This is a genomic window from Flavobacterium sp. Root186 (assembly GCF_001428525.1).
Lineage (GTDB): Bacteria > Bacteroidota > Bacteroidia > Flavobacteriales > Flavobacteriaceae > Flavobacterium.
In genome coordinates, this window is sequence record NZ_LMHW01000013.1 from 720629 (window position 1) to 746096 (window position 25468).

Below are 25468 nucleotides of genomic sequence, written 5' to 3' on the forward strand. Positions count from 1 at the left end.
TAAATTTTATACGTTTTCAATCTCAAAAATCTCTTTTTTTATTTCTACCGAATAATCATTTGGAGAAATCTGCCCGCCAAAGGATTTTGCATAAACCTTGGTAAATTCTGCACCAAAATACAATATAATCGCCGAATAATAAACCCAGACCAATATAATAACTACGGAACCTGCAGCCCCGTAAACACTGGCAATAGTAGAATTACCTAAATAAAGCCCAATAGCAAATTTACCAATCATGAATAAAATTGAAGTACACGAAGCGCCAATAAAAGCATCTTTCCATTTAATAATTCCATCAGGTAAAGTTCGAAATATAATAGCAAACAATAATGTGATGCTGGCAAAAACGATAACCAGATTTAAGAAATAAAAAAAATAAACGGTGCTGTCTGGAAAATACAATTTTAAACGTGCATTTAAAACATCAAGAGTGGCATTGAGCATTAAACTGACCAGCATTAAAAATCCAACCGAAGCAATCATTGAAAATGACATTATCCTGTTTTGAATGAACTTTTTTAAACCCTTATTAGGTTTTGCACGCAGTCCCCAGATATAATTGATAGAGCTCTGAATTTCTGCAAAAACTCCCGAAGCCCCAATTAAGAGCATTACAACACCAAAAATGGTTACAAAAACATTACTGTCGGACAATTGAACATTCTTTATAGCTTCCTGAATCTGCACGGCTGCATTATTTCCAACCAATCTGTTTATTTGCCCGTACAATTGTCCGGTTACTGCTTCTTCTCCAAAAAAGAATCCGCAGATTGTGATAATAATGATTAATAGAGGCGGCAATGCAAATATGGTATAATAGGATAATGCAGCGCTTAATTTAATGGCATTATCATCGTTAAATTCTGTAAATGTATTTTTTAGCAAATACCATGATTTCGAAAAAATATTTTGATTTTTCATTTGCTGATTTTTTGATATTCTCTCAAATTTACGCAATAATGAAAAATTTTGGATTCTTGCTTTTTAATGGAATTTTACATTTTTTCCATCTACCAATCATATATTCCTAGCAGAATATTTTATATGTGTATAAAAAACATTGGCTGCCGATATTTAATTCCTAACGGAATTTCCTGTAATGCATAAATACCTATTCATTACTAACAGAATAATCTCGTAGAGATTTAATATCGGTAACCAAAAAAAACTGACGTATACCGATTGTCCCGTAGCGACTATACATTATTTATAATGACAAAAAATCCCTTTATCATAAACTGTCCACAAACTTGCTTTTTGATTTGCCGCTTTTAAAGCATTATTTGCCCAGGTATTGCAAGTATAAAAAAGGCTGTAACTTCCTTTTGCTTCATAAAAAGCATCTTTCTTTCCGTAACTATGACCTTCTATCCATTCTGGATGAATTGGATCGTTGAAACTATCTGAAATATAATTAACCAGACTTTGATAATTTTCTTTTGAAATCAGAATGCGTTTGCAGTCCTCACCTTCTCTTAATTGTTTAAAAAATGTAGTATGCATTGCCGATGAACTGATTCCGAATGCGGCTTTGCAGGCAGTACTTGCTTTTAAATCTGACCATTCCGGTGTATCTAAATAAAAACCTTTATCACCCCAGCCAAAAGCGATGTAATTCATTAATGAATCTTTTGATTGCGTTTGGTTAAACTGAATTTCGTTTCGCCAATCTTTAATTTCGTTTTTTACGGGAACTACAATATCAGTATGAACACCGTTTGAAAGAATGTAAATTGGAATGGCATTTTGCTCTTCAACCTGAGCAACATCTGAATTAACGGTAATTTTAGAAATCAGATAAACTGATACTACATAAAGGACAAGAAAACTAAAGATTCCGAAAAGTGTCCAGCTTAGAATTTTGAAAGTTTTTTTTAGCATTTTGATTGGTTTATTTTAAATTAGTAATTGGTAATTTTTCTTTAACCAATTTTTGAGCCAAAAATTTTGTTTCCTGAAAATGGCACACGGATTTCACGGGTTCGCTTTCGCGAAAGCGCGGATTCACACAGATTTTTTATTCTCATTTTTGTCATCCTGAGCGAAGTCGAAGGATACGCAAGAGGCTCCATAAAGAGAGAAACTAATCTTTGCGAGGCTTCGACTTCGCTCAGCCTGACAATAGAAACCTTAAATAATAAAAACAAAAAAACTGCTGAATTACTCCAGCAGTTTTTCTATTTTCTTGATTCTTTCTTCTATTCTCTAAAACTATACGTTAAAACGGAAATGCATTACATCACCATCTTTTACAACATATTCTTTTCCTTCAACTTTAAATTTTCCAGCTTCTTTTGCTTTTGCTTCAGAACCGTATTGAACGTAATCTTCGTATGAAATAACTTCGGCACGGATGAAACCTTTTTCAAAATCAGTGTGGATAACTCCTGCTGCTTGTGGTGCTGTAGCTCCAATATTGATAGTCCATGCACGAACTTCTTTTACACCTGCTGTAAAATAAGTCTGCTGTTTTAATAATTTGTAAGCTGCACGAATTAAAACTGACGCTCCCGGCTCTGTTAATCCCATATCTTCAAGGAAAACCTGACGCTCTTCGTAGCTTTCTAATTCTGTAATATCAGCTTCTGCTCCTACTGAAAGTATGATAACTTCAGCATCTTCGTCTTTTACTAATTCACGAACCTGGTCAACATATTTGTTTCCGTTTACAGCTGAGTTTTCGTCAACATTACAAACGTACAATACTGGTTTTGCAGTAATTAACTGAAAAGATTCCATTAAAACTTCTTCGTCATTACCCTGAGGTGTAATAGTACGAGCTGATTTGGCTTGTAATAATGCCTCTCTGATTCTGTCTAAAAGTGCTTTTTCAGTTTGTGCTTCTTTATTTCCGGTTTTTGCGGCACGATTTACTTTTTCTAAACGTTTCTCAACTGTTTCTAAATCTTTTAACTGTAATTCGATATCAATCGTTTCTTTATCACGAATTGGGTTTACGTTTCCGTCAACGTGAACAATATTATCATTATCAAAACAACGTAAAACGTGAATGATAGCATTACATTCTCTAATGTTTCCTAAAAACTGGTTTCCAAGACCTTCACCTTTACTTGCCCCTTTTACCAAACCTGCAATATCTACGATATCAACAGTAGCCATTTGTACACGCTCTGGTTTTACCAATTCTTCTAATTTGTTGATTCTCGGATCCGGAACGTTTACAACACCAATATTAGGTTCGATTGTACAAAACGGAAAGTTTGCACTCTGCGCTTTTGCATTAGATAAACAATTAAATAATGTTGATTTTCCAACATTTGGTAATCCTACAATTCCTGCTTTCATCTGTTGTTTCTATTTATTTTATTGGACTCTGAGTTTATCAAAGTCTCACCATTAACTCTCTATTTTAATGGATTATGATTTACGTGTGTTTTTTTGTTTCTGCCAAAATGATATTTTTTGGCTTTAAAATTTTGCAAATATAAGATTTAATACCTCGTGAGCGAAGTAAAAATGTGCATTAATATAATTTTAGGGTAATTCTTAAAAAATTTTAAACTTATTATTAAGTTTTTGTTAAAAAATATTACTTTTATAAAAGTAATCAACAAAAAACCAAACAAAAAACCAACAACCATGAAAAAGATTGCATTATTTTTACTTCTGCTGAATTCAGCGTTTCTTTTTGCTCAAAAAGAAGTCTCGGGCGTCGTTAAGGACAAAACCGGAACACCGCTTCCTGGTGTTAATATTGTAGAAAAAGGAACTTCGAATGGTGTTTCTACCGATTTTGAAGGTGGTTATAAAATCAAAGTTAAAGAAGGTGCTACTCTTGTTTTTACCTATGTAGGCTTTGCAACAGTTGAAAAATCAGCTTCGGGCGATAAAGTAGATGTTACTTTAGACGAAAGCGGCGGACAGGTTTTGAGCGATGTAGTCGTTACAGGTTCCAGAAGTAGTAAAAGAACCGTTGTAAATTCTGCTGTTCCTATTGATGTTATTAATGTAAAAGATGTTACAACTCAAAGTGGTAAAATTGAAATCAATCAGTTATTACAATATGTTGCCCCATCTTTTAATGCCAATAAACAATCTGGATCTGATGGCGCTGACCACGTCGATCCCGCTTCTTTAAGAGGTATGGGACCTGACCAGACTTTGGTTTTGATTAATGGAAAAAGAAGACATCAATCGTCTTTAATCAATTTATTTGGAACCCGCGGCCGTGGAAATACGGGAACAGATTTAAATGCGATTCCGGCGGCTTCTATTAAAAGAATCGAGATTTTACGTGATGGTGCTGCTGCACAATACGGCTCTGACGCTATTGCGGGGGTTATCAATATTATAACAAACGACAATGTGAACGAACTTACAGGATCTATTACTTATGGTGTTTTCAATACACACGCAAAAGGTGATTTCCTTCCTGGAACTCCAAACACAAAAGGTTATAGATTAGACAAAAATGGAAATGGAAATTCATACGGAAAAGATCAGGATTTTGATGGTGGATCTGTAAAAATTGCTGCTAATTATGGAGTAGCATTAGGTACAAAAGGCGGATATGCCAATTTCACGGGAGAATTTTTAAACAAAAATAAAACATTAAGACCAGCATACGATTTCAGAAAAGGTTTTGGTGATGCAGAAATGCAGGGCGTAAATTTATTTGCCAATTTTGCGATCCCAATTGCTGATAAAACGGAGTTTTATGCTTTTGGAGGAAGTAACTTTAGAGATACAGATGCGTATGCTTTTACCAGAAATGATGGAGAAAGAGTTGTCGAATCTGTTTATCCGGGAGGTTATACCCCAAGAATTACATCAAAAATTAATGATAATTCGATCGCAGCGGGAATTAAAACTGAATCTGGCGGAGGATGGAAATTTGATTTGAGTAATACTTTTGGTAACAATAAATTTCAATACGATATTAAAGGAACTATAAATGCTTCCCTTGAAGAAAAATCTCCACACGAGTTTGACGCCGGAGGGCATAGTTTACTTCAAAACACAACCAATTTTGATATTTCTAAAAACTATGACAGCGTTCTTAGCGGTTTCAATATTGCTTTTGGAACTGAATTTAGAGTCGAAAAATTTGAAATTTTTGCAGGAGAAGAAGGTTCTTATACTACTTACGATACTAATGGCGTGCCAATTACAGACCCAACTACACAAAGCGCACCAATTGATCCAGTGACAGGAGAACCAAGACCGGGAAGTTCTCAGGGTTTTCCAGGTTACAGCCCTGCAAACGAAGTAAATGAAAGCCGTACCAACTTCTCTTTATACGCTGATGGTGAGTTAGATGTAACCGATGCTTTTATGGTAAGCGGTGCTGTTCGTTTTGAAAATTACAGCGATTTTGGAAGTACTGTAAACGGAAAATTAGCTTCGAGATTAAAACTTGGTGATCACTTTAATTTAAGAGGGTCTTTAAGTACAGGTTTCCGTGCACCATCTTTAGCTCAAATTTATTATAATTTACGTTTCACTAACTTTAATGCAAGTGGTGCAACTGAGGTTTTACTGGCTCCAAATGACAGTGAGGTTACAAGAGCTTTTGGAATTGGTAAATTAAATGAAGAAAAAGCTGTAAATGCTTCTTTAGGTTTCACATCTACTTTTGGGGACTTTACCGCAACAGTTGACGGATATTATATTAAGGTAAAAGATCGTATCGTTCTTACCGGATATTTCGATGCAAGTGCATTAAATCTTGGTGTATCTGAAGCTCAGTTTTTTGCTAACGGAGTTGATACAAGCACTCATGGTCTGGATTTAGTTTTCTCTTGGAAAAAAACATTTGATTTTGGACATTTTGGAGCAACATTAGTTGGAAACATCAACGATATGAAAATTGATAAAGTAAAAAATGGCGGTTTAGATGAAACTACTTTCTTCGGAAAGCGTGAAAAAGCATTCTTATTAGCTTCAGCTCCAGATAGTAAATTCGGTTTAAACTTAACGTATTCAAAAAGTAAGTTTGACGCCGGCGTAGCTTTTACACGTTTCAGTAAAGTTGTTTTAGTTGATTATGCTGACGAAGATGATGTATACAACCCAAGATTAGTTACCGATTTAACTGTAGGCTATCAGGTTACAAAAAGTTTAAAATTAAGTCTTGGAAGCAACAACTTATTTAATGTTTATCCAACAAAACAAGACGAACAAGGAAACACAGAAGCCGGTGGATATTGGGATGCTGTGCAAATGGGTTTCAGCGGAGCTTATTACTACGCAAGACTTGGATTTAATTTTTAAAAGAAAAGGGCTTCGACTTCGCTCAGCCTGACAATACTAAAAACAAAAAATCCTGAACTAATCGTTCAGGATTTTTTTATGTTAATAAAAGCAAACTACAATACAGCTCACTCTTTACTCTTTACTCTCTCACAACTTAAAATCTAAAGATGCAATAATTGCTTTTTCTTCATCTGTGGCCACAAATCCCGAAATATCCCAATAATTGGTCAGGATTTTATTTCTTTTATTAAAAAGCGATTTTTCTTTAAAAACATCACTTTCTTTATAAGTAAAATTTTGTCTGTTGAAATTTGTCGTAATAAAACTATTGCGAACCTGAATTTTCTTTACCTGATCTTTCAAAATAAGATTATAAGCTATTTCTTCATTCGAGCCCAATAAATAATAATTCTCCCCGTCTACCCTATAATCAACATTAATGAATGATCTTGTAATATTTTTAGAATTCATCTCGGTCTTTTCTTCAAGTTTATCCAGATTCTGCGGTGTAATATCGATTTTAAACTCAATAATCAGTTTCTTTTCAGGATCATAAATAATCTCAAAATTATCAATAGCCTCTTTTGCTTTATCAAGAGGCGTAATATACATTACATAATAATCCTTGTTTTTAGCATGACCGCGGATAATAAAATCATATTCTTTTTTCGCTTTCGGATCTAAAAGCGGATCAAAATATTTAAAATCATTATAATTTTTCATGATATTATTCAAATCATAACCTCTTAAATCTGCGCTTACATCTGTTTCCAGCAAACCATATGATCTGTTTTGTTCCACCAAAAGTGTTGTCGAAGGACTTCCTGAAAATTGAAAATTAACCAATCCGTCATTAAAATAAGAATATTTATTATCCAGCATAAAAAACTCCCTTACATAAACTTTTAGTCTGTAAGAGGATGCCAGTTTTTTTGATGAATTATCGACAAGTTTTTGAAGTACTTTTTGTGGAGACTGCTTAGAAAGAACAATTTCATCTAGTTTGTTGTTATTACTTTTTAGATAAACAATAAATTTTTGATCTCCGTTTAAAGATGTCCAGCGTACCGTCAGAGTTTCATAATTGGTTTCTGAAACCTGTACATTAGAACCGCCGGTAAGCATAAAAGTTACTTTACCTTCTTTATTGCTGGATAATATTTGTTTTGTTTTTAGAATAACAACTGTGGCATTTTCAATAGGAAGCTGTGTTTCTATATCTTTTACTACAATAGAATATTGTTCTTCCTGCGAAAAAACTGTCAAACTAAATAAAACAAAAAATAAAAGTATGAATTTCCTCATATGCTTATTAAATTTTCATCTAAAGTATTAAATTTTTATTAAAAAAATAAGCACTAAAATATAAAATATTACAAACCAACACAATAAGTTTTTAAGATTCCGAATTAAGCAAAAAAAATCCCGAGTTTGGGCTCGGGATTTTTATATTAATATCAAAAAGATTATTCATCTCCATGCAAAAACGCTTGTCTGTTCAACAAGGTTTCTTCATCTTCTACATGATTATCATCTGGTACACAACAATCAACAGGACAAACAGCAGCACATTGAGGTTCATCATGAAAACCTTTACACTCTGTACATTTTCCAGGAACGATATAATAAATTTCATCAGAAATTGGAGTCTGTGCATCATCAGCATCAACTTCAGTTCCGTCAGGTAAAATTACAGTTCCTTTTAGGCTTGTTCCATCTTTATATCTCCAATCATCTGCTCCTTCATATATTGCTGTATTTGGGCACTCTGGTTCGCAAGCCCCACAGTTTATGCATTCGTCAGTTATAATTATTGCCATTGTCTTTTTATTCTTAAAGTTAAAAGTCTTAAAGTTCTAAAGTCAAAGAAATCAAAAAAAGACATTCACAGCACTTTGACCTGATGACTTTTGACTTTCGACTTATTTATCCTTATTTTTGTGCAAAATTACAATCAAAACAATTCATAAACAAACATTATGACATTAGAAACAAAAAAAAGTGTTTTTGTTGAATTAGGAAAATTTCTAAGTCAGTTTTCTGAAGAGCAGTCTGTACAGAAATCTGACGTTTTATATAACGATATCTTTTTTGATGATTTTGAAAAACTAATACATCTATCACAATCTCATAATGGCTGGTATACACCGGAACAAGTATATTTTGCAATAAAATCCTGGGCTGATGCTTTGACAGAAGAAAACATAAGCAAATGGATTTCAAACTATTCCTTCGACTTCGCTCAGGATGACAAAAAGGAAAGAACAGTTGCTTTGATTTTGGCTGGAAATATTCCGCTAGTTGGTTTTCATGATTTTCTTTCTGTTTTAATAACCGGAAATAAAGCTTTGGTAAAAACATCCTCAAACGACCAGCATTTACTGCCTTTTTTAGCGAAGTATTTAATTGCCGTGGATGAAAATTTAAAAGATAAAATCACTTTCGTGGATGGAAAACTGGAAAATTTTGATACTGTAATTGCAACCGGAAGTAACAATACGGCTCGTTATTTTGAATATTATTTTAAAGATAAACCTTCCATTATTCGAAAAAACAGAAATTCGGCAGCAGTTCTTAACGGAAAAGAAACGCACGAAGAATTAGAAGCTCTTGGCGAAGATATTTTTAGATATTTTGGTTTAGGATGCCGCAATATCTCTAAACTTTTTGTTCCAAGCGGCTATTCATTTGATGCTTTTTTTCAGGCTATTTTTAAATATCAGGATGTTATTCATTATGAAAAATATGCTAACAATTATGATTATAACAAAGCTGTTTTCTTAATGAGTAATTTCAAATTATTAGATAACGGATTTTTGACTTTAAAAGAAGATTCAAGCTACGCCTCGCCTATTTCGAGTATTTTCTTTGAATATTATGAAAATCTCGAAGATTTAAAATCGCGTCTTGAAACTGATGCAGAGCAAATTCAATGCATTGTAAGCAGCAATTTAACCGAAAATAGTGTTGCATTCGGTCAAACCCAAAATCCTCGATTGTGGGATTATGCAGATAACGTTGATACTATAACGTTTTTGTTAACAACAAAGTAAAAAAATGTTTAATTATTTCGAATTATTTATCGCTTTTTCAGCTCCTATTGCCGAAATTTGCGTTTTTAAAATTTCGACTATTAACAACAACCATGAAAAAACACAACTACAGCGCAGGACCTAGTATTTTACCTCAGGAAGTTTTTGAGAAGGCATCAAAAGCAATTTTAAATTTTAATGATTCAGGATTATCTATTCTTGAAATTTCGCACCGAAGCAAAGATTTTGTTGCTGTTATGGATGAAGCTCGTTCGCTGGCTTTAGAATTATTAGGACTTCAGGGAAAAGGATATCAGGCTTTGTTTTTACAAGGTGGTGCAAGTACTGCATTCTTGATGGCTCCTTATAACTTATTGAAAGAAAACGGAAAAGCAGCATATTTAGATTCAGGAACGTGGGCAACTGCGGCTATTAAAGAAGCAAAACTTTTTGGAGAAACTATTGTTGTAGCTTCTTCAAAAGATGATAATTATACACATATTCCAAAAGGTTACGAAATACCAAGTGATGCTGATTATTTTCACTGTACAAGTAACAATACCATCTTTGGAACTCAAATGCAGGAATTCCCGTCGACTAACGTTCCGGTAGTATGCGACATGAGTTCTGATATTTTTTCTCGTCAATTAGATTTCTCTAAGTTTGATTTAATCTATGCTGGAGCTCAAAAAAATATGGGACCTGCAGGAACTACTCTTGTTGTAATTAAAGAAGAAATTTTAGGTAAAAACGGAAGAACTATTCCTAGTATGTTAGATTACGCTAAACATATCAAAGGAGAAAGTATGTACAATACGCCTCCTGTTTTTGCTGTTTATGTTTCGTTATTAACATTGCAATGGATTAAAGAAAAAGGCGGAGTTGCTGCTGTTGAAAAATTAAACAACGCAAAAGCAGATTTACTTTATGCTGAAATCGACAGAAACCCATTATTTAAAGGCGCTGCTGCGGTAGAAGATCGTTCTAAAATGAACGTTACTTTCTTATTAAACAACCCGGATCATACCGAAACTTTTGATGCTTTATGGAAAGCTGCAAATATTTCTGGATTACCAGGACACCGTTCTGTGGGTGGTTACAGAGCTTCTATTTACAACGCTATGCCTATTGAAAGTGTACAGGTTTTAGTTGATGTAATGAAAGCTTTGGAGTCTAAAGTTTAGTTCTCAGTCTCAGTCTCAGTCTCAGTCTCAGTCTCAGTTTAAAATACCAAAAAGAAAACTCAATACTTGATTCATCAATTAAATAATTAAACGATGAACCAAATAAACAAAATATCACAAAAAATGAAAGTATTAGCAAATGACGGAATTTCTAAAAGTGGAATTCTAGCCTTAGAAAAAGGCGGATTTGAAGTTATAACTACAAAAGTAGCTCAGGAACAAGTAGCTAACTTTATCAATGAAAATAATGTAAGCGTAATTTTAGTGCGCAGCGCAACTAAAGTTCGTAAAGATATTATCGATGCTTGTCCTGGAATCAAAATCATCGGTCGTGGTGGTGTTGGTATGGATAATATCGATGTTGATTATGCCAAAAGCAAAGGAATTCATGTAATTAATACTCCGGCTTCATCTTCAGAATCTGTTGCTGAGTTGGTATTTGGACACTTATTTTCTGGTGTTCGTTTCTTGCATGACTCAAACAGAAATATGCCTCTTGAAGGAGATTCAAACTTTGACGGCTTGAAAAAAGCATACGCAAACGGAGTTGAATTAAGAGGAAAAACGCTTGGAATTGTTGGTATTGGTCGTATCGGACAAGCTACAGCAAAAATGGCTCTTGGTTTAGGAATGAAAGTTATTGCTGCTGATAGTTTTATCCCGCAGGTAGATGTAAAAGTTGAATTTTTCGACGGACAATCTATTACAACAACAATCGTTTCTCAATCTTTAGAATCATTGTTTAAAGAGTCTGATTTCATCACATTACACGTTCCGGCACAAGATGGTTACATCATTGGCGAAAAAGAATTTGAAATTTTGAAAGACGGAGTTGGAATTGTAAACTGTGCACGTGGAGGTGTTATTGATGAAGTAGCTTTAGTAAAAGCTTTAGACTCAGGAAAAGTTGCTTTTGCAGGTTTAGACGTTTTCGAAAGCGAGCCAAAACCAGAAATGGCAATCTTAATGCACTCTAAGATCTCATTGACGCCGCACATTGGAGCTGCAACTGGAGAAGCACAAGACAGAATTGGTACAGAATTAGCTTCACAAATTATTACTTTGTTAAGCTAGTAATTAAAAAATACATTATCTTTAAAGGGATTTATTACACATTTGTAGTAAATCCCTTTCTTTTTAATTAATTTTGGTGTATAATTTAAACTCTTAAAATATTATGTTTGAACAATTAACCCAATTAGTACAGCAATACGGAGGCGATGCTGTTGTAAACAACAATGCTGTCCCAAATGAGCATAACGAAGCCGTAATAAGCGAAACAAGCAATTCTATTTTTGAAGGCTTAAAAAAAATTGCTTCTGAAGGCGGAGGCGAACAACTTGCTGGTTTATTCAATGGAAATTCCCCTATCGACAATTCAAATCCTGTCGTACAGCAAATCTCGCAGCAATTATCTGGAAGTTTGGGCGAAAAATTTGGCTTAAGCAGCGCTGATTCTTCTGGTGTAGCTTCAAACTTAATTCCGCAGATTTTAGGTTCATTAGTAAATAAAGCAAAAGATCCAAATGACAGCAGTTTTCAGATTTCTGATATCATCAATTCGATTTCAGGAAACAGCGGGCAAGCATCTGGGATCATGGATACCATTTCAAAATACGGAACTCAATTTGGCCTTGACCAAAACAACGACGGAAAACTTGACGTAGCCGATGTACTTGTAGTTACCAAAAGCAAAGGCGGTATCGCCGGGTTTATTGGGAAATTGTTTGGAAGTAAATAATAAGGTACAAAGTTGCAAAGGTTCAAAGTGACAAAGGTTTTTTTTAAAAAATTCTAAAAACTGATTACAAAATTGTAATCAGTTTTTATTTTATAAATAGTTAAGTTAACCTCTGCCACTTTGAACCTCTGCCACTTTGAACCTTTGCCACTTTGAACCTTTTTAAAAAAAATTTCGTAACTTTAAGGTTATGAAAAAGTGTATTTCCATATTAATTTTAATACTAACAATAATTGCTTGTTCAACAACTTCGCAAAACATTGCGAGTACGGATGCTGCTTCAAATTCAAACAAAAAAATAAATGATACTGTTAGAATTGCAAATGACTCTTTAGAATATGAAGTAATAATTATTGATAACGGTTTTAGCAGCTGGCTGGCATCAAGAGCTTACCCTAGAAATTACCACTCATTAGAATATCTTGAAAACAAAAATAATCTATACATAACCGAGTGGAATAGTCGCGTATTACAGCCACAGCGTTATAGTCCGGATTTGTACGAAATGTCGATTAACTATCGTCCTGACATTCATTACGGATACGAGGTAAACTACTTAATTTACAATTACATGATTTATTTTCAAAATACTTACAAACAAAAACTTTGGGGTTATGTTCCTTCAAGATAATTACTATATTTGTAATCATTACAAATAGCAATGAATAAACTAAAAGAACGCTGGGGAATCACCTCAAATTTACAAGCCATTATAATACTTACCGTTTTTGCCATCACAGGATCGGCTTCTGCCTGGCTGTCTAAACCATTTTGTGTTTGGCTGGGAATTACCAAAGAAGATTTTGGAGGCTGGTTTACCTTAATTCGACTGCTTATAATTTTCCCAATTTATCAGGTTCTGTTAGTCGCAATAGGAACTGTGTTTGGGCAATTCAAATTCTTTTGGAACTTCGAAAAGAAAATGCTCAAAAACATGGGATTAGGGTTTTTATTCAAAAACTAAACTTTCATTCTCTCACTTGAAAAGAAATAAGTATAAATCCAGGTAAGTGTAAAAGAAGGAATGATATCAGTAAACGGAATTGCTTCTTCAATAAAAGTTAAAACACTGGCAACTTTCCCAACTCTGCCTTTATACATTCTCGTCATAATTATAGCCGCGATTGGCGCCCAAATTACATCTGAAAATTCGCCAAGAATCGGAATCGAAAAAGAAATCATACCAATTCCGTCCAAAATTAATCCAATAATTAATTTTGACATTCTATTGTCATCTACAACTTTTAAGTCTTGCATTTTAAGTTTGATTTGAGTTTGTTCCGAAATTAAAAATAATTTGTTATAAACATTTTATTTCAATATTAAATTTAATTTCAAAATTTCCACTTTTAATTGTTTCTGGTTACTGCAAATAACGCACCAAAATCTCCATCTGTTTGAATCCAGTTTTGTGATGGAAGATACGCACGAGACACAAATCCGTCTAGATAAAGTGCATTTTTGCAACCTAAACTTTTAAAATAACTCGCAAAATCATAGAAATTAACCTCTTTCTTAGACAATACAAAAACTGCATTTCCATTAGGCAAAATACCTATTCCGTTCCTAATATTTACATTTTTTGACCCTTCTTTAAAAGCTGGATGAATTTGACCGCCTATAACCAGCATTGGTCCAGATTGGGTTGCAAATTCTATTTCTTTATTACTCCTGAACATTTCCGTCGTACAAATTACCGCAGCTTTTTTAGTCGTGATAAAAAATACGCCATTTGGTTTTAAATAAAAATTTCCATCTGCTTTTGTAGTATCCAAAGGAGATAACACTTTTTGTTTTTCAATATAAAGTCCCTGAGGACAATGATCTGCCTTGTACATTCCTGCATTCATGACAAAATCTAATTTAAGATTCTTTGTGGCTGCCCAAAGTTTAAGGTTCTCTATACTTTCAAATCGTTTTCCTCTTTCGTCTTTCCAAAACAATCTTAAATGCTGCTTTTTAATATCAACTTTATAAGTTAAAAATAAATCATCAGAATATTGTTCAGCACTAACAAAAACAGCAGCAAGACCTATTATAAATGCAAATAGAAATATTTTTAATTTCATTTTTTCAAATATTGAATTACTAAAAGTAAACGTAAAATTACTTCATAAAATTCTGTTACAACACATTTTTATATCCATAGATTCTTCGTTTCTTTGTAAAAACAGTTTCACTAAATGATACACGCAAAAAACATACACAAATTCTATGATAAACTTGAAGTTTTAAAGGGAGTTGATTTACATATTAAGAAAGGCGAAATTGTTTCGATTGTTGGAGCTTCCGGTGCCGGAAAAACGACTTTACTTCAAATCCTGGGAACTTTAGATATCCCCGAAAGAAACTCAGAGTCATCATTAACCATTAATGGTGAAAACATTTTAAAACTGCAGGATATTGAAAATGATAATTCAAAGGAAGAAAAAACATTTAAAATTATAACTTGGTCAGGCTCAATTTATATTATAATTTTGGCCGTTTTTTTATTGTTTTTCAGAACTAAAATCTTAGATGAAACTTTAAGATTAACAACAATTGGAGCCTTATTTTTACCAATAGTTTCAATGTTCATTTACTACAACAGATATTTCAAAAAGAAAAGTAAACAAGACAAAATACTATCAGAATTTAGAAATTTAAATCTGGGATTTATTTTCCAGTTTCACCAATTATTACCAGAATTCACAGCTTTAGAAAACGTTTGTATTCCCGCTTTTATGGCTAATAAACCAAAAGCCGAAACCGAAAAAGAAGCTAAAAAAATCCTCGAATATCTAGGTTTATCACACAGAATTCATCACAAACCAAATGAGCTTTCAGGCGGAGAGCAGCAGCGTGTTGCCGTAGCAAGAGCCCTAATCAATAAACCCGATGTTATTTTTGCCGATGAACCGTCTGGAAATCTCGACACACATTCTGCCGAAAATTTACATCAATTGTTCTTCCAGCTTCGTGACGAATTTGGACAGACTTTTGTAATCGTAACCCACAACGAAGAATTAGCCAATATGGCCGACCGAAAATTAGTTATGGTCGATGGCCAGATTAGTAATTAGGATCCCGATAGCTATCGGGACTGCTGTCTGCTATATTCCCGATAAACAAAAATTACGGCTAAAAAGCCTTGTTTTTCTAAATCGGGAGATGCCGCTCCCATCAGGGCTAGGAAATTCGAATAAATTAAGAACATTTCATTTCAAATGAATCAAAAAGAACTCAAAGAATTTCTCGACGAGAAAGTCATTCAATATAACAATCAGGATTTTATCGAAAGTGATCCCGTGCAGATTCCGCATTTATTTTCCCAAAAAGAAGATATCGAAATTGCCGGTTTCTTAAGCGCTTCAATCGCTTGGGGAAATCGTAAAATGATTATCAAAAATTCGCATAAAATGATGGAGTTAATGGGCAATACGCCTTACGATTTCGTAATGTCACATTCTGAAGATGATTTAGCACAATTAGAAAACTTCGTTCACCGCACCTTCAACGGAAAAGATTTTGGCGGATTCATTAAAGGTTTACAACACATTTACAAAAACCACAACGGACTGGAAGCTGTTTTTGCTAAAAATCAGGAAAAAGACAGCATGCAGAAAAGTATAAGCGAATTCAAAAAGATCTTTTTCGAAATCGATCATTTACCACGAACTCAAAAGCATATTTCAGATCCGCTAAATAATTCTGCCGCAAAACGAATCAATATGTATTTACGCTGGATGGTTCGACAAGATACAAAAGGCGTCGATTTAGGAATCTGGAAAACTATTTCTCCATCTGTATTATCTTGTCCGCTTGATGTACACTCCGGAAATGTTGCTCGCAAACTAGGAATTCTTTCTCGAAAGCAAAATGATGCAAAAGCTTTAGCAGAATTAGATACAAAACTTCGCAAAATGGATGCTATAGATCCTGTAAAGTATGATTTTGCTTTGTTTGGCCTAGGTGTTTTTGAAGGCTTTTAAGCTGCTTAAAATCCAAAACACACTAATTGTCAGGCTGAGCAAAGTCGAAGCCCACACCCCAATTGGCATGTCCCTTCGACTTTGCTCAGGGTGACACTTCATTATCAAAAAACAAAATCAACGAAAAAACCATGAATTTAACGTACATTTGCACAAAATTTAATGCAAATGAGCACTTTCGAAAAATTCAATCTCCCAAAATCATTACAAAAAGCTGTTGACGAATTAGGCTTTGTTACGCCTACTCCTATTCAGGAAAAATCTTTCTCTGTAATCATGTCAGGACGCGATATGATGGGAATTGCACAAACCGGAACCGGTAAAACATTTGCCTATTTACTGCCTCTTTTAAAACTTTACAAATTTACTAATACCAATACACCTAAGATCGTAATTCTGGTTCCAACCCGCGAATTAGTAGTTCAGGTTGTAGAAGAAGTAGAAAAATTAACCACATACATGTCGGTTAAAACACTCGGAATTTATGGAGGTGTAAACATCAATACACAAAAAAAAGCCGTTTACGAAGGTATCGATATTTTAGTTGGAACTCCGGGCCGTACAATGGATTTAGCTCTAGACGCAGTTGTTCGTTTTGATGAAACTCAAAAATTAGTAATCGACGAATTTGACGAAATGCTGAATCTTGGTTTCAGACCACAGCTGACTTCACTTTTGGCGATGATGAAAACAAAACGTCAAAATATATTATTCTCTGCAACAATGACGGATGAAGTTGATGATATATTAAACGATTATTTTGATTTTCCAGAAGAAGTTACGCTTGCAGCATCTGGAACTCCACTTGAAAAAATTACTCAAATTACCTATAACGTACCCAATTTCAATACGAAAGTAAATCTGTTAAAACATTTATTACAGAACGACGAAAGCATGAGTCGTATTTTGGTTTTTGTAAATAATAAAAAGATCTCAGATATGCTTCACACACGCATTGAAGAAGATTTTGAAGGTCAATTTGGTGTAATTCACTCCAATAAATCTCAAAATTATCGTTTGAGTACAATGGCAGAATTTCAGGAAGGAAATCTGCGTGGTTTAATTACAACCGATATTATGGCGAGAGGTTTGGATATTTCTGATATCTCGCACGTAATTAACTTCGAACTTCCGGAATTACCAGAATTATATATGCATAGAATTGGTCGTACAGGCCGTGCAGATGCAACTGGAACAGCGATTAGCTTTGTAACGCCAAGAGAAGAGGAATTTAAAATTGAAGTCGAAGTTTTAATGAACCAGGAACTTGATATTACTGATTTTCCTGAAGAAGTTGAAGTTTCATCAAAATTAATCGAACCTGAAAAAGACAAACAGCCTATTAAGTTTTTAATGAAAAAAGTAAAACTCGAAGGAGACGGAGCTTTTCATGAAAAATCTAAAAAGAATAAAAAAGTCAATTTAGGAGGGCCTTCAAAAACAAAAAAGAAAACCCACGGTTCTGTCAATCGAAATATGTTAAAAACGAGAGATAAGAAGAGAAAAGATAAGGATAAATAGTTTTTTTTTAAGGGACAAAGGTTCAGAGGAACAAAGATTTGAACTAGAGAAAAAAATGCTCAAAAGAAAAATTTAAATTTTCTTTTGAGCATTTTTTTCTTTGTCCCTTTGTTCCTCTGAACCTTTTTTAAAAAACTATATCTTCGTAAAAACCAAACCAACAGGCGAACACAATTGAATTCTTTTTCCTGTATCTGTAATTTTTCCTGTTGTTATATCTCTTTTAAAAATAACTATGTCATTAGTATATTGATGTCCAACTAAAAGGTAATTTCCTGTTGGATCAATAGAAAAATCTCTTGGGCCTTTTCCTAAAGTACTTTGCTGCTCTACTAGTTCTATGCTTCCATTTTTAAGGATTTTATAAACTGAAATAGCATTAGCGTCTACACGGTCTGAAACATATAAAAAGTTTCCGTCAGGTGATATTTTTATAGCTGCTGCGCCCGTTCCGCCTTTAAAACCATTTGGTAAAATACTGGTTTCGGCAATTACTTTTAAACTTCCGGTTTTATCATAGCTAAAAGTTGTCAGCGTACCATCTAATTCCTGAACTAAATAAACAAATTTTCCGTCTTTGCTAAAAGTTAAATGTCTTGGGCCGCTTCCCGGTTTTACATCAACACTGCCTTTTAAAGTCAGAATTTCATTTTTTGAAGCCGGATTGTATTTATAAATAAAGACTTTATCTAAACCTAAATCATTAGAAAGAACAAACTTTTTATCTGGAGAAAAAACAACCATGTGCACGTGTGCTTTTTCCTGACGTGCTTCATTTGGTCCTTTTCCTTCGTGCTGAATCAATTGCTGTACTTCAGAAATACTTCCGTCAGCATTCTTTTTGTAAACAACGATATTACCACCGGAATAATTGGCAACAATCACATTTTTATCATCATTTATTAAATGGCAAGGATCTGCTCCTAAAGCATCATTTTTATTCAAAAAATTAATTTTTCCTGATGAAGAATCATATCCAAATGCACTTACAGTACTTTGTGCTCCGTTTTCGTTTACTGCATAGATAAATTTATTATCTGCTGAAACCGATAAATAACTCGGACTCACTACATTTTCTGAAGAATTTTTAAGTTTAAATTCACCCGAATTTGCATCAAATTCATAAACATAAATTCCGTTACTCTGGCATGTATTGGTATAAGTTCCAACCAAAAGGTTAAATTTATTTTGAGCTTTTGCAGTGTTGAATGCCAAAGCTGAAAATAATACTAAATATATTTTTTTCATAGTTTGTTTTTTTGAATACGCTAAAATAAGCAATAATATCTTTTAGATCATTACAAATAAAAACAGAAAAGTTACATTTTTCGAAAAGGATTTTCACCCTATAAGTTATATAAGTTCATTTTAGAACACTTAAATATTTTTTACTTATAATCTCTTACAGGAACTTATATGGTTCAACTAAAAAATTTGTATTTTTGACCAGTATCTTCGTGAAAAATAAAAGTAGCGAAGTAAATCGAAGCCAGAATGCACTTTAAACATCCCGAAATTCTATACTTTCTTTTTTTATTGATTGTTCCAATTTTGGTTCATTTATTTCAATTACGAAGATTTAAAACCTCTTATTTTACCAATGTTCGTTTTCTAAAAGAACTTGCTATTCAGACTCGTAAAAGTTCTAAAATCAAAAAACGATTATTGCTTGCCACTCGTCTTTTGTTGCTTACGTGTGCTATTATTGCATTTGCGCAGCCTTTTTTTGAAGCAAAAGACAGCAAGAATGCCTCAAACGAAATGTACATTATTTTAGACAATTCGTTTAGTATGCAGGCAAAAGGTAAAAAAGGAGAGTTACTAAAACGTGCTGTACAGGAATTACTGGAAAATACACCAGAGACTGCTCAGTTTTCGTTGCTGACAAACACAGAAAATTATTGGAATACCGATATTAAATCATCTAAAAGTGCTTTACAGAATCTAAAATACAGTGCAGCGCCATTTGAACTTTCATCGATTATGGCAAAAGTAAAAGCACATAAATCGGCACATAAAAAAGATATTATAATTATTTCTGATGCTGTAGGTTTAACCGAGAATGATACTAAAAACATTGATTCGGAAGAAAAACCGTATTTTATAATTCCGGAAGCTGAACAAAAAAATAATGTTTCCATTGACAGCGTTTACATCAATCAGACTTTAGAGAATTTCTACGATATAAGTGTAAATTTATCCGGTTACGGAGAAGATTTCAAACCAATTTCAACCGCTTTATACAATCAAAATAAATTGATAGCCAAAACGATTATCAATTTTAATTCGAAGAAAAAGAAAATCAACTTCACTATTCCAAAAGAAGCTTTTCATGGTTACGTTTCTATTGAAGATAACGGTTTAACTTACGATAATAAATTGTTCTTCAGCATTTCTAAAAACAAAAAAACAAACGTAATCAGTATTGGTGAACCTGAAAAAAGTAATTTCCTTTCGAGGATTTACACTTCTTCTGAATTCAATTATAGTAATTACTCTATTAGTTCTTTAGACTACAATAGTTTAGAAAAACAAAATACGATAATCTTAAATGAATTAGTTGAAATTCCTCAAGCTTTACAGACAACTTTAAAGGCATTTGTTTCTAAAGGCGGAAACTTGGTTATTATTCCTTCTGAAAAAAGTTCGGTTTCAAACCTGAATTCTTTTTTAGGAAATTTTGGAAAAGTTCAGTTTAACAATCTTAAAACAGAAAATAAACTAATTACCAAAATTAATTTTGATCATCCATTATTTTCTGGCGTTTTCGAAAATAAAATCACGAATTTTCAATATCCAAAAACAAACAATTCATTTGATATTTCAAGTCCATATCCAGCTGTTTTATCTTATGACGATCAAAGTACATTTGTAACGGCAATTCAAAACCCGACGGCCGGAATTACAGTATTTTCGGCACCCATAAATGCAGCAAATTCAAACTTTCAGCAATCACCGTTAATTGTTCCGTTGTTCTATAAAATAGCCCAAAACAATCAAAAAACTGGAGTGAATGCTTTAGTAATTGGAAATAATCAACCGTATTTTGTTGATATTTTATTGACAAAAGATGCTATTCTAGAAGTAAAAGGAACGGAAGATTCGTTTATTCCGATTCAGCAGATTTTAAATAATAAAGTCAAATTAACGTTTAATGATTTCCCGGAAACAGCGGGGAATTACAGCATTTTTGATAAAAAAGAATGGATTGAAAATTTGAGCTTCAATTATAAAAGAACCGAAAGCGATTTAAGTCAGGTAAATACAAATGTAGTTGCTGATTTTAAAACCGCTGATACGATTTCGACCATTTTTAACACCTTACAAACTGAGCGAACTGACAGCCAAATTTGGAAATGGTTTGTTATCTTTGCACTGTTATTTTTAGCATTAGAAATGGCAATCATCAAATTTGTAAAATAGATTTCACGATTATTTCTAAAGCGTTTTACTTTTTACAAAAATCATTTTACGACAAAAAAATATCTATATATGAAACTAATCATCAAAAGCGCCAAAATTATCGACTCAAAAAGTCCGTTTCATAACCAGACCGTTGATCTTTTAATTGCAGATGGTTTAATAGAAAAAATAGGAGTTTCTCTTCCAAACGATGAGGCAGAAGTAGTAAGATTCGACGATCTTCATATTTCTCAAGGCTGGTTTGACAGCAGTGTTTCTCTTGGTGAACCAGGTTACGAAGACAGAGAAACCATTGCAAACGGACTAAATGTAGCTGCAAAAAGCGGTTTTACAGCAATTGCTTTACAGCCCAACTCCTTCCCGATTATTGACAATCAGTCTCAGGTAAATTTTGTAAAAAATAAGGCAAATGGTTTTGCTACGGAAATTTTCCCAATTGGTGCTTTAACAAAAGCCAGCGAAGGAAAAGATATGGCAGAACTTTATGATATGAAAAAAGCCGGAGCGATTGCTTTTGGAGATTATAACAGAAGTATTGATAATGCCAATTTGTTAAAAATTGCATTGCAATATGTTCAGGACTTTGATGGTTTAGTAATTACTTACTCACAAGATCCAAATATAAAAGGAAACGGGGTTGCAAATGAAGGAATAGTTTCGACAAGATTAGGTTTAAAAGGGATTCCAAATCTAGCCGAAGAACTACAAATATCGAGAAACTTATTTTTACTGGAATACACAGGCGGAAAACTTCATATTCCGACGATTTCTACAGCAAAATCGGTTCAGTTAATTAGAGAGGCTAAAATAAAAGGTTTAAACGTAACCACAAGTGTTTCTGTACATCATTTGGTATTAACCGATGAAAAGTTAGACGGTTTTGACACACGTTTTAAAGTGACTCCGCCATTACGAACTGAAGTTGACAGACAAGCTTTACTAAATGGAATTGCAGACGGAACTATCGATATGATTACATCAGATCATAATCCAATTGATATTGAATTCAAAAAAATGGAATTTGATACTGCTAAAAACGGAACTATTGGTTTAGAAAGCACTTTTGGAGCATTGTTGAGTGTTTTACCATTAGAAACTGTAGTTGCAAAACTAACTTCGGGAAGGGAAATTTTTGGTCTTGAAAATAATACAATCGAAGAAGGTGCAAAAGCCAATTTCACATTCTTTACTCCAGAAGGAAAATCAACTTTTGAAAAAGAAAACATTCTTTCAAAATCTAAAAATTCTGCTTTTTTAGGAACTGAAATTAAAGGTTCTGTTTACGGAATTTTAAATCAAAATCAACTTGTTACAAAATAATACAATGAACAATACAATCGAAGAAGGAAAATCAATCGCCATTACCAGTTATATATTAATTATTGGCGTTTTGATTGCAATGTCTATGAACTCTGAAAATAAAAACAGTTTTGCTTCTTTTCATATTCGCCAGGCTTTAGGTTTATCGCTGACTTTTATTTCTTTTGGAGCTATAATCAGTAATTTTGACAGCTTTTTAATCACTTTCCCTATGTGGATTTGTATTTCAATTCTGTGGACATACGGAATCTTCACTGCTATTCAAGGCCAAATGAAACCAATTCCATTAGTTGGTGAATTGTTTCAAAAATGGTTTAAATCTATAGGTTAGGTAAATTCCAAATTTTTAAAGTCCCAAATTCCAATAACTTTTTCAAAGTTTGAAACTTTAAAAAAGCTGAAAATTCACTATTCACAACTTACAATTCACAATTAAAAAAATGAATCTATCTTTAGAATATAAAGTACAAGAGCCAAAAGTTATTTTAGATAAAAATCCGGTATTACTTTTATTACACGGATACGGCAGTAACGAAGCCGATTTATTTTCTTTTGCCTCTGAACTTCCAGATAATTACTATATCATTTCTGCAAGAGCACCTTATGATTTACAATATGGAGCTTATGCCTGGTACGCAATCAATTTTGATGCAGACCAAAATAAATTTTCAGACAATGAGCAAGCAAAAAACTCAAGAGATGTAATTGCTTCTTTTATTGATGAATTACTGGCAAATTATCCTATTGACGCCAACAATGTTACTTTAATCGGATTTAGTCAAGGCTCTATTTTAAGTTATGCAACAGCACTTTCTTATCCTGAAAAAATTCAGAGAGTTGTAGCAATGAGTGGTTATTTTAATGAAGAAATCATTAAAGAAGGTTTTGAGAAAAACGACTTTCAAAATCTTAAAATATTCGCTTCACACGGAACTGTAGATCAAGTTATTCCGATTGAGTGGGCTAGAAAAACTCCGGCAATTTTAGAAAAATTAAATATTCCGGTTACTTATAAAGAATATCCTGTTGGTCACGGTGTTGCTCCACAGAATTTCTTTGATTTTAAGAATTGGCTGATTAGTTAGTTTTCAGTGTTCAGTTTTTTAGTGTTCAGTTGCAGTTTACAGCTAGAACTTTGTCAAAGTTCGAAACTTTGACAAAGTTTTTTTGATTACGCAAATCACTGAACACTAAAAAACTGAACACTGAATTCTAAAATTATTCTCCTGTATAAATAATCTTTCCAGCTTTTTTCAAAACATAACCTTTCCAAGGAATTAATTCTAAATCGTCTTTTTTCCAAGCTTCTCCTTCTGATTTTCTCTCTAAAATGATAGATTCTTTTTGGGTGTCGAGGAAAAGTTCTGCTTTGTTTCCATCGAAAATTACATAGGAAGCTGTCGTATAGGTTTTACCTGTTTCTTCTGTATGTGATAGTTTTGTTCCTTCAAAAATTCGGATACATTCTTTTTTAAGCGTAGACCAAGAATAACCAGCCGAACCTTTGCATCCGTGTGAATCAGAGTCTCCTCCAACTAAAACTTCTTTCTGTGTCTCTTTAACTGTTGTATTTTCTTGTGAAACTTTTTTTGCACAAGAAAATGTCGCAGCCGCAATAATCGTAAACAAAAACATCTTTTTCATAATCCTATTTATTTAGTAATTGGTCAAAAAAAATAGGATTATAAAATCCTATTTTTGATATAACCAAGTTTGATTTACTTCAAAAGTAATGTTATCATCGTTATCAACAAAATATTTTAACAAGACTTCTCCCCATAATTCACCATTACTGTAATCCGCAATGATCCATCTGTGGTTTAAAATTTTTACTTTATTAATGATAAATTTATTTGGACCAATTTGATCTTGTCCTGTATATGGGTTTCCTTTTGGATTTGCATTGAAATCTAAAAGTTTTTCGGTTACAACCGGAATTAGTTTTTCAAATAAAATTACTTTTCCTCCAGAAGCACTGTTATCAAAATAATTTTGTGCATTTTCATTGTGTTCTAAAGAAAAATAATCTGCATCGGCTAATTTAGCAGACACTAAATTAATGCTGTCTCTTAGCTTTTTAGTTGTTTTCTCATATCTTTCTTCACCAAATTTTACTTCTCGGCTGTAAAACATATAAGTAAAAACATTCATTAATATCGCAAGGATAAAAAGGTAAAGCATTAAGGATTTTTTCATTTTATGGTATAATTAAATTGTAATTTCTAAATTATCGTAAGCCAGAAAAACATTTTCAGGAAGTTGTTTCTGCACTTCCTCGTGAAAACCTAAAACATGGCTGATGTGTGTTAAATAAGCTTTTTCAGGTTTTACCAGATTGATAAAATCAAGTGCTTCCTGTAAGTTAAAATGAGTATCATGCGGTTCAACACGCAAAGCATTTACAACCAAAACTTTCAAACCTTTAAGTTTCTCAACTTCAGTTGAATCGATTGTCTTTACATCGGTTAGATAAGCAAAATTGTCGATTCTATATCCAAAAACCTGTAAATCACCGTGCATGACGTTTATTGGAATGGCTGTTTTATCTCCAGCTGCAAAAGGTTCGTTGTTTTTGACTTCAATCGTTTTTACACTTGGAGCACCCGGATATTTATTTACAGTTTCAAAAACGTAATCAAAACGTCGTCTTAAATTATCGAGAACGCGCTTATGCCCGTAAATCGGGATTTCGCCTTGTCTGAAATTATACGGACGAATATCATCTAAACCAGCAGTATGATCTGCATGTTCGTGCGTAAATAAAATGGCGTCGAGTTTACGACATCCGCAGGAAAGCATCTGCTGTCTAAAATCGGGGCCGCAATCGATTACAAATGAATGCTCGTCCCATGTAATCCAGATAGATACGCGGAGCCTTTTGTCCTTAGCATCAGTGCTTTTACAAACGGGGTGATCGATTCCGATAATCGGAATGCCTTGAGAAGTACCAGTACCTAAAAAATAGACCTTCAATTGAACTTAATTTTTTTACAAAAATAGGATTATTTCTCTTTCATTAGAACCCTAATTTACTAACTTTGTAACAAATCTATTTAA

At 33.3% G+C, this 25468-nt stretch carries 24 protein-coding genes and 2 pseudogenes; 15 read left to right on the forward strand and 11 right to left on the reverse strand.

What is annotated here, in order from left to right; all coding sequences use genetic code 11:
* Window positions 1-6 precede the first annotated feature (6 nt).
* The 3 genes from ASD98_RS16475 to ychF form a co-directional block, all read right to left on the reverse strand.
* Window positions 7-924: a YihY/virulence factor BrkB family protein gene (locus ASD98_RS16475; RefSeq protein ID WP_056206323.1), complete on the reverse strand. Its 918-nt coding sequence runs from the start codon at window positions 922-924 to the stop codon at window positions 7-9.
* Between the two features lie 282 nt (window positions 925-1206).
* Window positions 1207-1884: a TIGR02117 family protein gene (locus ASD98_RS16480; protein ID WP_056206325.1), complete on the reverse strand. Its 678-nt coding sequence runs from the start codon at window positions 1882-1884 to the stop codon at window positions 1207-1209.
* Between the two features lie 330 nt (window positions 1885-2214).
* Window positions 2215-3309 (reverse strand): redox-regulated ATPase YchF, encoded by a 1095-nt coding sequence (gene ychF, locus ASD98_RS16485; protein ID WP_053473683.1) that lies wholly within the window; start codon window positions 3307-3309, stop codon window positions 2215-2217.
* A 294-nt stretch (window positions 3310-3603) separates the two neighbouring features.
* On the opposite strand from ychF, the gene ASD98_RS16490 reads away from it, so the two are divergent.
* On the forward strand, window positions 3604-6237 hold the full coding sequence (locus ASD98_RS16490; RefSeq protein WP_056206560.1) for a TonB-dependent receptor: 2634 nt from the start codon (window positions 3604-3606) through the stop codon (window positions 6235-6237).
* A 129-nt stretch (window positions 6238-6366) separates the two neighbouring features.
* Here the strand turns inward: ASD98_RS16490 and ASD98_RS16495 are convergent, their stop codons facing one another.
* A complete protein-coding gene (locus tag ASD98_RS16495) occupies window positions 6367-7524 on the reverse strand; it encodes a hypothetical protein (protein ID WP_056206327.1) in 1158 nt (385 codons plus the stop codon).
* Window positions 7525-7685: 161 nt separating this feature from the next.
* Window positions 7686-8039, reverse strand: coding sequence for a 4Fe-4S dicluster domain-containing protein (locus ASD98_RS16500; RefSeq protein ID WP_056206329.1), 354 nt, complete (start codon window positions 8037-8039; stop codon window positions 7686-7688).
* A gap of 159 nt (window positions 8040-8198) precedes the next feature.
* Between ASD98_RS16500 and ASD98_RS16505 the strand changes: the two genes are divergently transcribed.
* From ASD98_RS16505 to ASD98_RS16530, 6 genes are all read left to right on the forward strand, one after another.
* Entirely contained in the window at window positions 8199-9272 is a 1074-nt protein-coding gene (locus ASD98_RS16505; RefSeq protein WP_056206330.1) for an acyl-CoA reductase, read from the forward strand.
* Window positions 9273-9364: 92 nt separating this feature from the next.
* A complete protein-coding gene (gene serC, locus ASD98_RS16510; RefSeq protein WP_056206333.1) occupies window positions 9365-10435 on the forward strand; it encodes a 3-phosphoserine/phosphohydroxythreonine transaminase in 1071 nt (356 codons plus the stop codon).
* Between the two features lie 123 nt (window positions 10436-10558).
* A complete protein-coding gene (locus tag ASD98_RS16515) occupies window positions 10559-11509 on the forward strand; it encodes a D-2-hydroxyacid dehydrogenase (protein WP_056206562.1) in 951 nt (316 codons plus the stop codon).
* Window positions 11510-11612: 103 nt separating this feature from the next.
* Window positions 11613-12176 (forward strand): DUF937 domain-containing protein, encoded by a 564-nt coding sequence (locus ASD98_RS16520; protein ID WP_056206335.1) that lies wholly within the window; start codon window positions 11613-11615, stop codon window positions 12174-12176.
* A 190-nt stretch (window positions 12177-12366) separates the two neighbouring features.
* Entirely contained in the window at window positions 12367-12807 is a 441-nt protein-coding gene (locus tag ASD98_RS16525) for a DUF6146 family protein (protein ID WP_056206337.1), read from the forward strand.
* 30 nt (window positions 12808-12837) lie between these two features.
* Entirely contained in the window at window positions 12838-13140 is a 303-nt protein-coding gene (locus ASD98_RS16530) for a DUF6787 family protein (protein WP_053473691.1), read from the forward strand.
* Here the strand turns inward: ASD98_RS16530 and ASD98_RS16535 are convergent.
* Window positions 13137-13433: a hypothetical protein gene (locus ASD98_RS16535; RefSeq protein WP_056206339.1), complete on the reverse strand. Its 297-nt coding sequence runs from the start codon at window positions 13431-13433 to the stop codon at window positions 13137-13139. The two genes, ASD98_RS16530 and ASD98_RS16535, sit on opposite strands and share 4 nt — an antisense overlap.
* A 92-nt stretch (window positions 13434-13525) precedes the next feature.
* On the reverse strand, window positions 13526-14245 hold the full coding sequence (locus tag ASD98_RS16540) for a phosphodiester glycosidase family protein (RefSeq protein ID WP_056206341.1): 720 nt from the start codon (window positions 14243-14245) through the stop codon (window positions 13526-13528).
* 114 nt (window positions 14246-14359) lie between these two features.
* Between ASD98_RS16540 and ASD98_RS24430 the strand changes: the two are divergent.
* The 4 genes and pseudogenes from ASD98_RS24430 to ASD98_RS16555 all read left to right on the forward strand — a co-directional run.
* A pseudogene (locus tag ASD98_RS24430) lies at window positions 14360-14584 on the forward strand (ATP-binding cassette domain-containing protein); the annotation flags it as partial.
* 204 nt (window positions 14585-14788) lie between these two features.
* A pseudogene (locus ASD98_RS24435) lies at window positions 14789-15238 on the forward strand (ABC transporter ATP-binding protein); the annotation flags it as partial.
* A gap of 144 nt (window positions 15239-15382) precedes the next feature.
* Window positions 15383-16147, forward strand: a complete 765-nt coding sequence (locus ASD98_RS16550) for a TIGR02757 family protein (RefSeq protein WP_056206344.1) — start codon at window positions 15383-15385, stop codon at window positions 16145-16147.
* 168 nt (window positions 16148-16315) lie between these two features.
* Window positions 16316-17668, forward strand: a complete 1353-nt coding sequence (locus tag ASD98_RS16555) for a DEAD/DEAH box helicase (protein WP_056206563.1) — start codon at window positions 16316-16318, stop codon at window positions 17666-17668.
* A 135-nt stretch (window positions 17669-17803) separates the two neighbouring features.
* Here ASD98_RS16555 and ASD98_RS16560 read toward each other — a convergent pair whose 3' ends face one another.
* Window positions 17804-18916 carry a lactonase family protein gene (locus tag ASD98_RS16560; RefSeq protein ID WP_056206565.1) on the reverse strand — a complete coding sequence of 371 codons (1113 nt, stop codon included), beginning with the start codon at window positions 18914-18916 and terminating at the stop codon, window positions 17804-17806.
* Window positions 18917-19162: 246 nt separating this feature from the next.
* Between ASD98_RS16560 and ASD98_RS16565 the strand changes: the two genes are divergently transcribed.
* The 4 genes from ASD98_RS16565 to ASD98_RS16580 all read left to right on the forward strand — a co-directional run bounded on the left by ASD98_RS16565 (window position 19163) and on the right by ASD98_RS16580 (window position 23496).
* Entirely contained in the window at window positions 19163-21091 is a 1929-nt protein-coding gene (locus ASD98_RS16565; RefSeq protein ID WP_056206347.1) for a BatA and WFA domain-containing protein, read from the forward strand.
* 69 nt (window positions 21092-21160) lie between these two features.
* Window positions 21161-22411, forward strand: a complete 1251-nt coding sequence (locus ASD98_RS16570) for a dihydroorotase family protein (RefSeq protein ID WP_056206349.1) — start codon at window positions 21161-21163, stop codon at window positions 22409-22411.
* A 4-nt stretch (window positions 22412-22415) separates the two neighbouring features.
* A complete protein-coding gene (locus ASD98_RS16575; protein WP_056206566.1) occupies window positions 22416-22742 on the forward strand; it encodes a hypothetical protein in 327 nt (108 codons plus the stop codon).
* 109 nt (window positions 22743-22851) lie between these two features.
* The gene (locus ASD98_RS16580) at window positions 22852-23496 is read left to right on the forward strand and encodes an alpha/beta hydrolase (protein ID WP_056206351.1); all 645 of its coding nucleotides are present in this window, start codon (window positions 22852-22854) and stop codon (window positions 23494-23496) included.
* Window positions 23497-23629: 133 nt separating this feature from the next.
* On the opposite strand, the gene ASD98_RS16585 is transcribed toward ASD98_RS16580, so the two are convergent.
* The 3 genes from ASD98_RS16585 to ASD98_RS16595 are packed head-to-tail and all read right to left on the reverse strand — an operon-like array spanning window position 23630 to window position 25384.
* Window positions 23630-24055, reverse strand: a complete 426-nt coding sequence (locus ASD98_RS16585; protein WP_242412126.1) for a hypothetical protein — start codon at window positions 24053-24055, stop codon at window positions 23630-23632.
* A 48-nt stretch (window positions 24056-24103) separates the two neighbouring features.
* Complete coding sequence (locus ASD98_RS16590; protein WP_056206355.1) at window positions 24104-24607, reverse strand: hypothetical protein; 504 nt, start codon at window positions 24605-24607, stop codon at window positions 24104-24106.
* Window positions 24608-24619: 12 nt separating this feature from the next.
* Window positions 24620-25384 (reverse strand): MBL fold metallo-hydrolase, encoded by a 765-nt coding sequence (locus ASD98_RS16595; RefSeq protein ID WP_056206357.1) that lies wholly within the window; start codon window positions 25382-25384, stop codon window positions 24620-24622.
* Between the last annotated feature and the right edge of the window lie 84 nt (window positions 25385-25468).

Bases quoted from the DNA above. Each gene is read 5' to 3' on its own strand.
- ASD98_RS16520 (WP_056206335.1), top strand. From the start codon at position 11,613: ATGTTTGAACAATTAACCCAATTAGTACAGCAATACGGAGGCGATGCT.
- ASD98_RS16480 (WP_056206325.1), bottom strand. From the start codon at position 1,884: ATGCTAAAAAAAACTTTCAAAATTCTAAGCTGGACACTTTTCGGAATC.
- ASD98_RS16505 (WP_056206330.1), top strand. From the start codon at position 8,199: ATGACATTAGAAACAAAAAAAAGTGTTTTTGTTGAATTAGGAAAATTT.
- ASD98_RS16495 (WP_056206327.1), bottom strand. From the start codon at position 7,524: ATGAGGAAATTCATACTTTTATTTTTTGTTTTATTTAGTTTGACAGTT.
- ASD98_RS16540 (WP_056206341.1), bottom strand. From the start codon at position 14,245: ATGAAATTAAAAATATTTCTATTTGCATTTATAATAGGTCTTGCTGCT.
- ASD98_RS16575 (WP_056206566.1), top strand. From the start codon at position 22,416: ATGAACAATACAATCGAAGAAGGAAAATCAATCGCCATTACCAGTTAT.
- ASD98_RS16550 (WP_056206344.1), top strand. From the start codon at position 15,383: ATGAATCAAAAAGAACTCAAAGAATTTCTCGACGAGAAAGTCATTCAA.
- ASD98_RS16490 (WP_056206560.1), top strand. From the start codon at position 3,604: ATGAAAAAGATTGCATTATTTTTACTTCTGCTGAATTCAGCGTTTCTT.
- ASD98_RS16570 (WP_056206349.1), top strand. From the start codon at position 21,161: ATGAAACTAATCATCAAAAGCGCCAAAATTATCGACTCAAAAAGTCCG.
- ASD98_RS16555 (WP_056206563.1), top strand. From the start codon at position 16,316: ATGAGCACTTTCGAAAAATTCAATCTCCCAAAATCATTACAAAAAGCT.
- ASD98_RS16500 (WP_056206329.1), bottom strand. From the start codon at position 8,039: ATGGCAATAATTATAACTGACGAATGCATAAACTGTGGGGCTTGCGAA.
- ASD98_RS16585 (WP_242412126.1), bottom strand. From the start codon at position 24,055: ATGAAAAAGATGTTTTTGTTTACGATTATTGCGGCTGCGACATTTTCT.
- serC (WP_056206333.1), top strand. From the start codon at position 9,365: ATGAAAAAACACAACTACAGCGCAGGACCTAGTATTTTACCTCAGGAA.
- ASD98_RS16580 (WP_056206351.1), top strand. From the start codon at position 22,852: ATGAATCTATCTTTAGAATATAAAGTACAAGAGCCAAAAGTTATTTTA.
- ASD98_RS16515 (WP_056206562.1), top strand. From the start codon at position 10,559: ATGAAAGTATTAGCAAATGACGGAATTTCTAAAAGTGGAATTCTAGCC.
- ASD98_RS16565 (WP_056206347.1), top strand. From the start codon at position 19,163: ATGCACTTTAAACATCCCGAAATTCTATACTTTCTTTTTTTATTGATT.
- ASD98_RS16535 (WP_056206339.1), bottom strand. From the start codon at position 13,433: ATGCAAGACTTAAAAGTTGTAGATGACAATAGAATGTCAAAATTAATT.
- ASD98_RS16475 (WP_056206323.1), bottom strand. From the start codon at position 924: ATGAAAAATCAAAATATTTTTTCGAAATCATGGTATTTGCTAAAAAAT.
- ASD98_RS16530 (WP_053473691.1), top strand. From the start codon at position 12,838: ATGAATAAACTAAAAGAACGCTGGGGAATCACCTCAAATTTACAAGCC.
- ychF (WP_053473683.1), bottom strand. From the start codon at position 3,309: ATGAAAGCAGGAATTGTAGGATTACCAAATGTTGGAAAATCAACATTA.
- ASD98_RS16525 (WP_056206337.1), top strand. From the start codon at position 12,367: ATGAAAAAGTGTATTTCCATATTAATTTTAATACTAACAATAATTGCT.
- ASD98_RS16590 (WP_056206355.1), bottom strand. From the start codon at position 24,607: ATGAAAAAATCCTTAATGCTTTACCTTTTTATCCTTGCGATATTAATG.
- ASD98_RS16560 (WP_056206565.1), bottom strand. From the start codon at position 18,916: ATGAAAAAAATATATTTAGTATTATTTTCAGCTTTGGCATTCAACACT.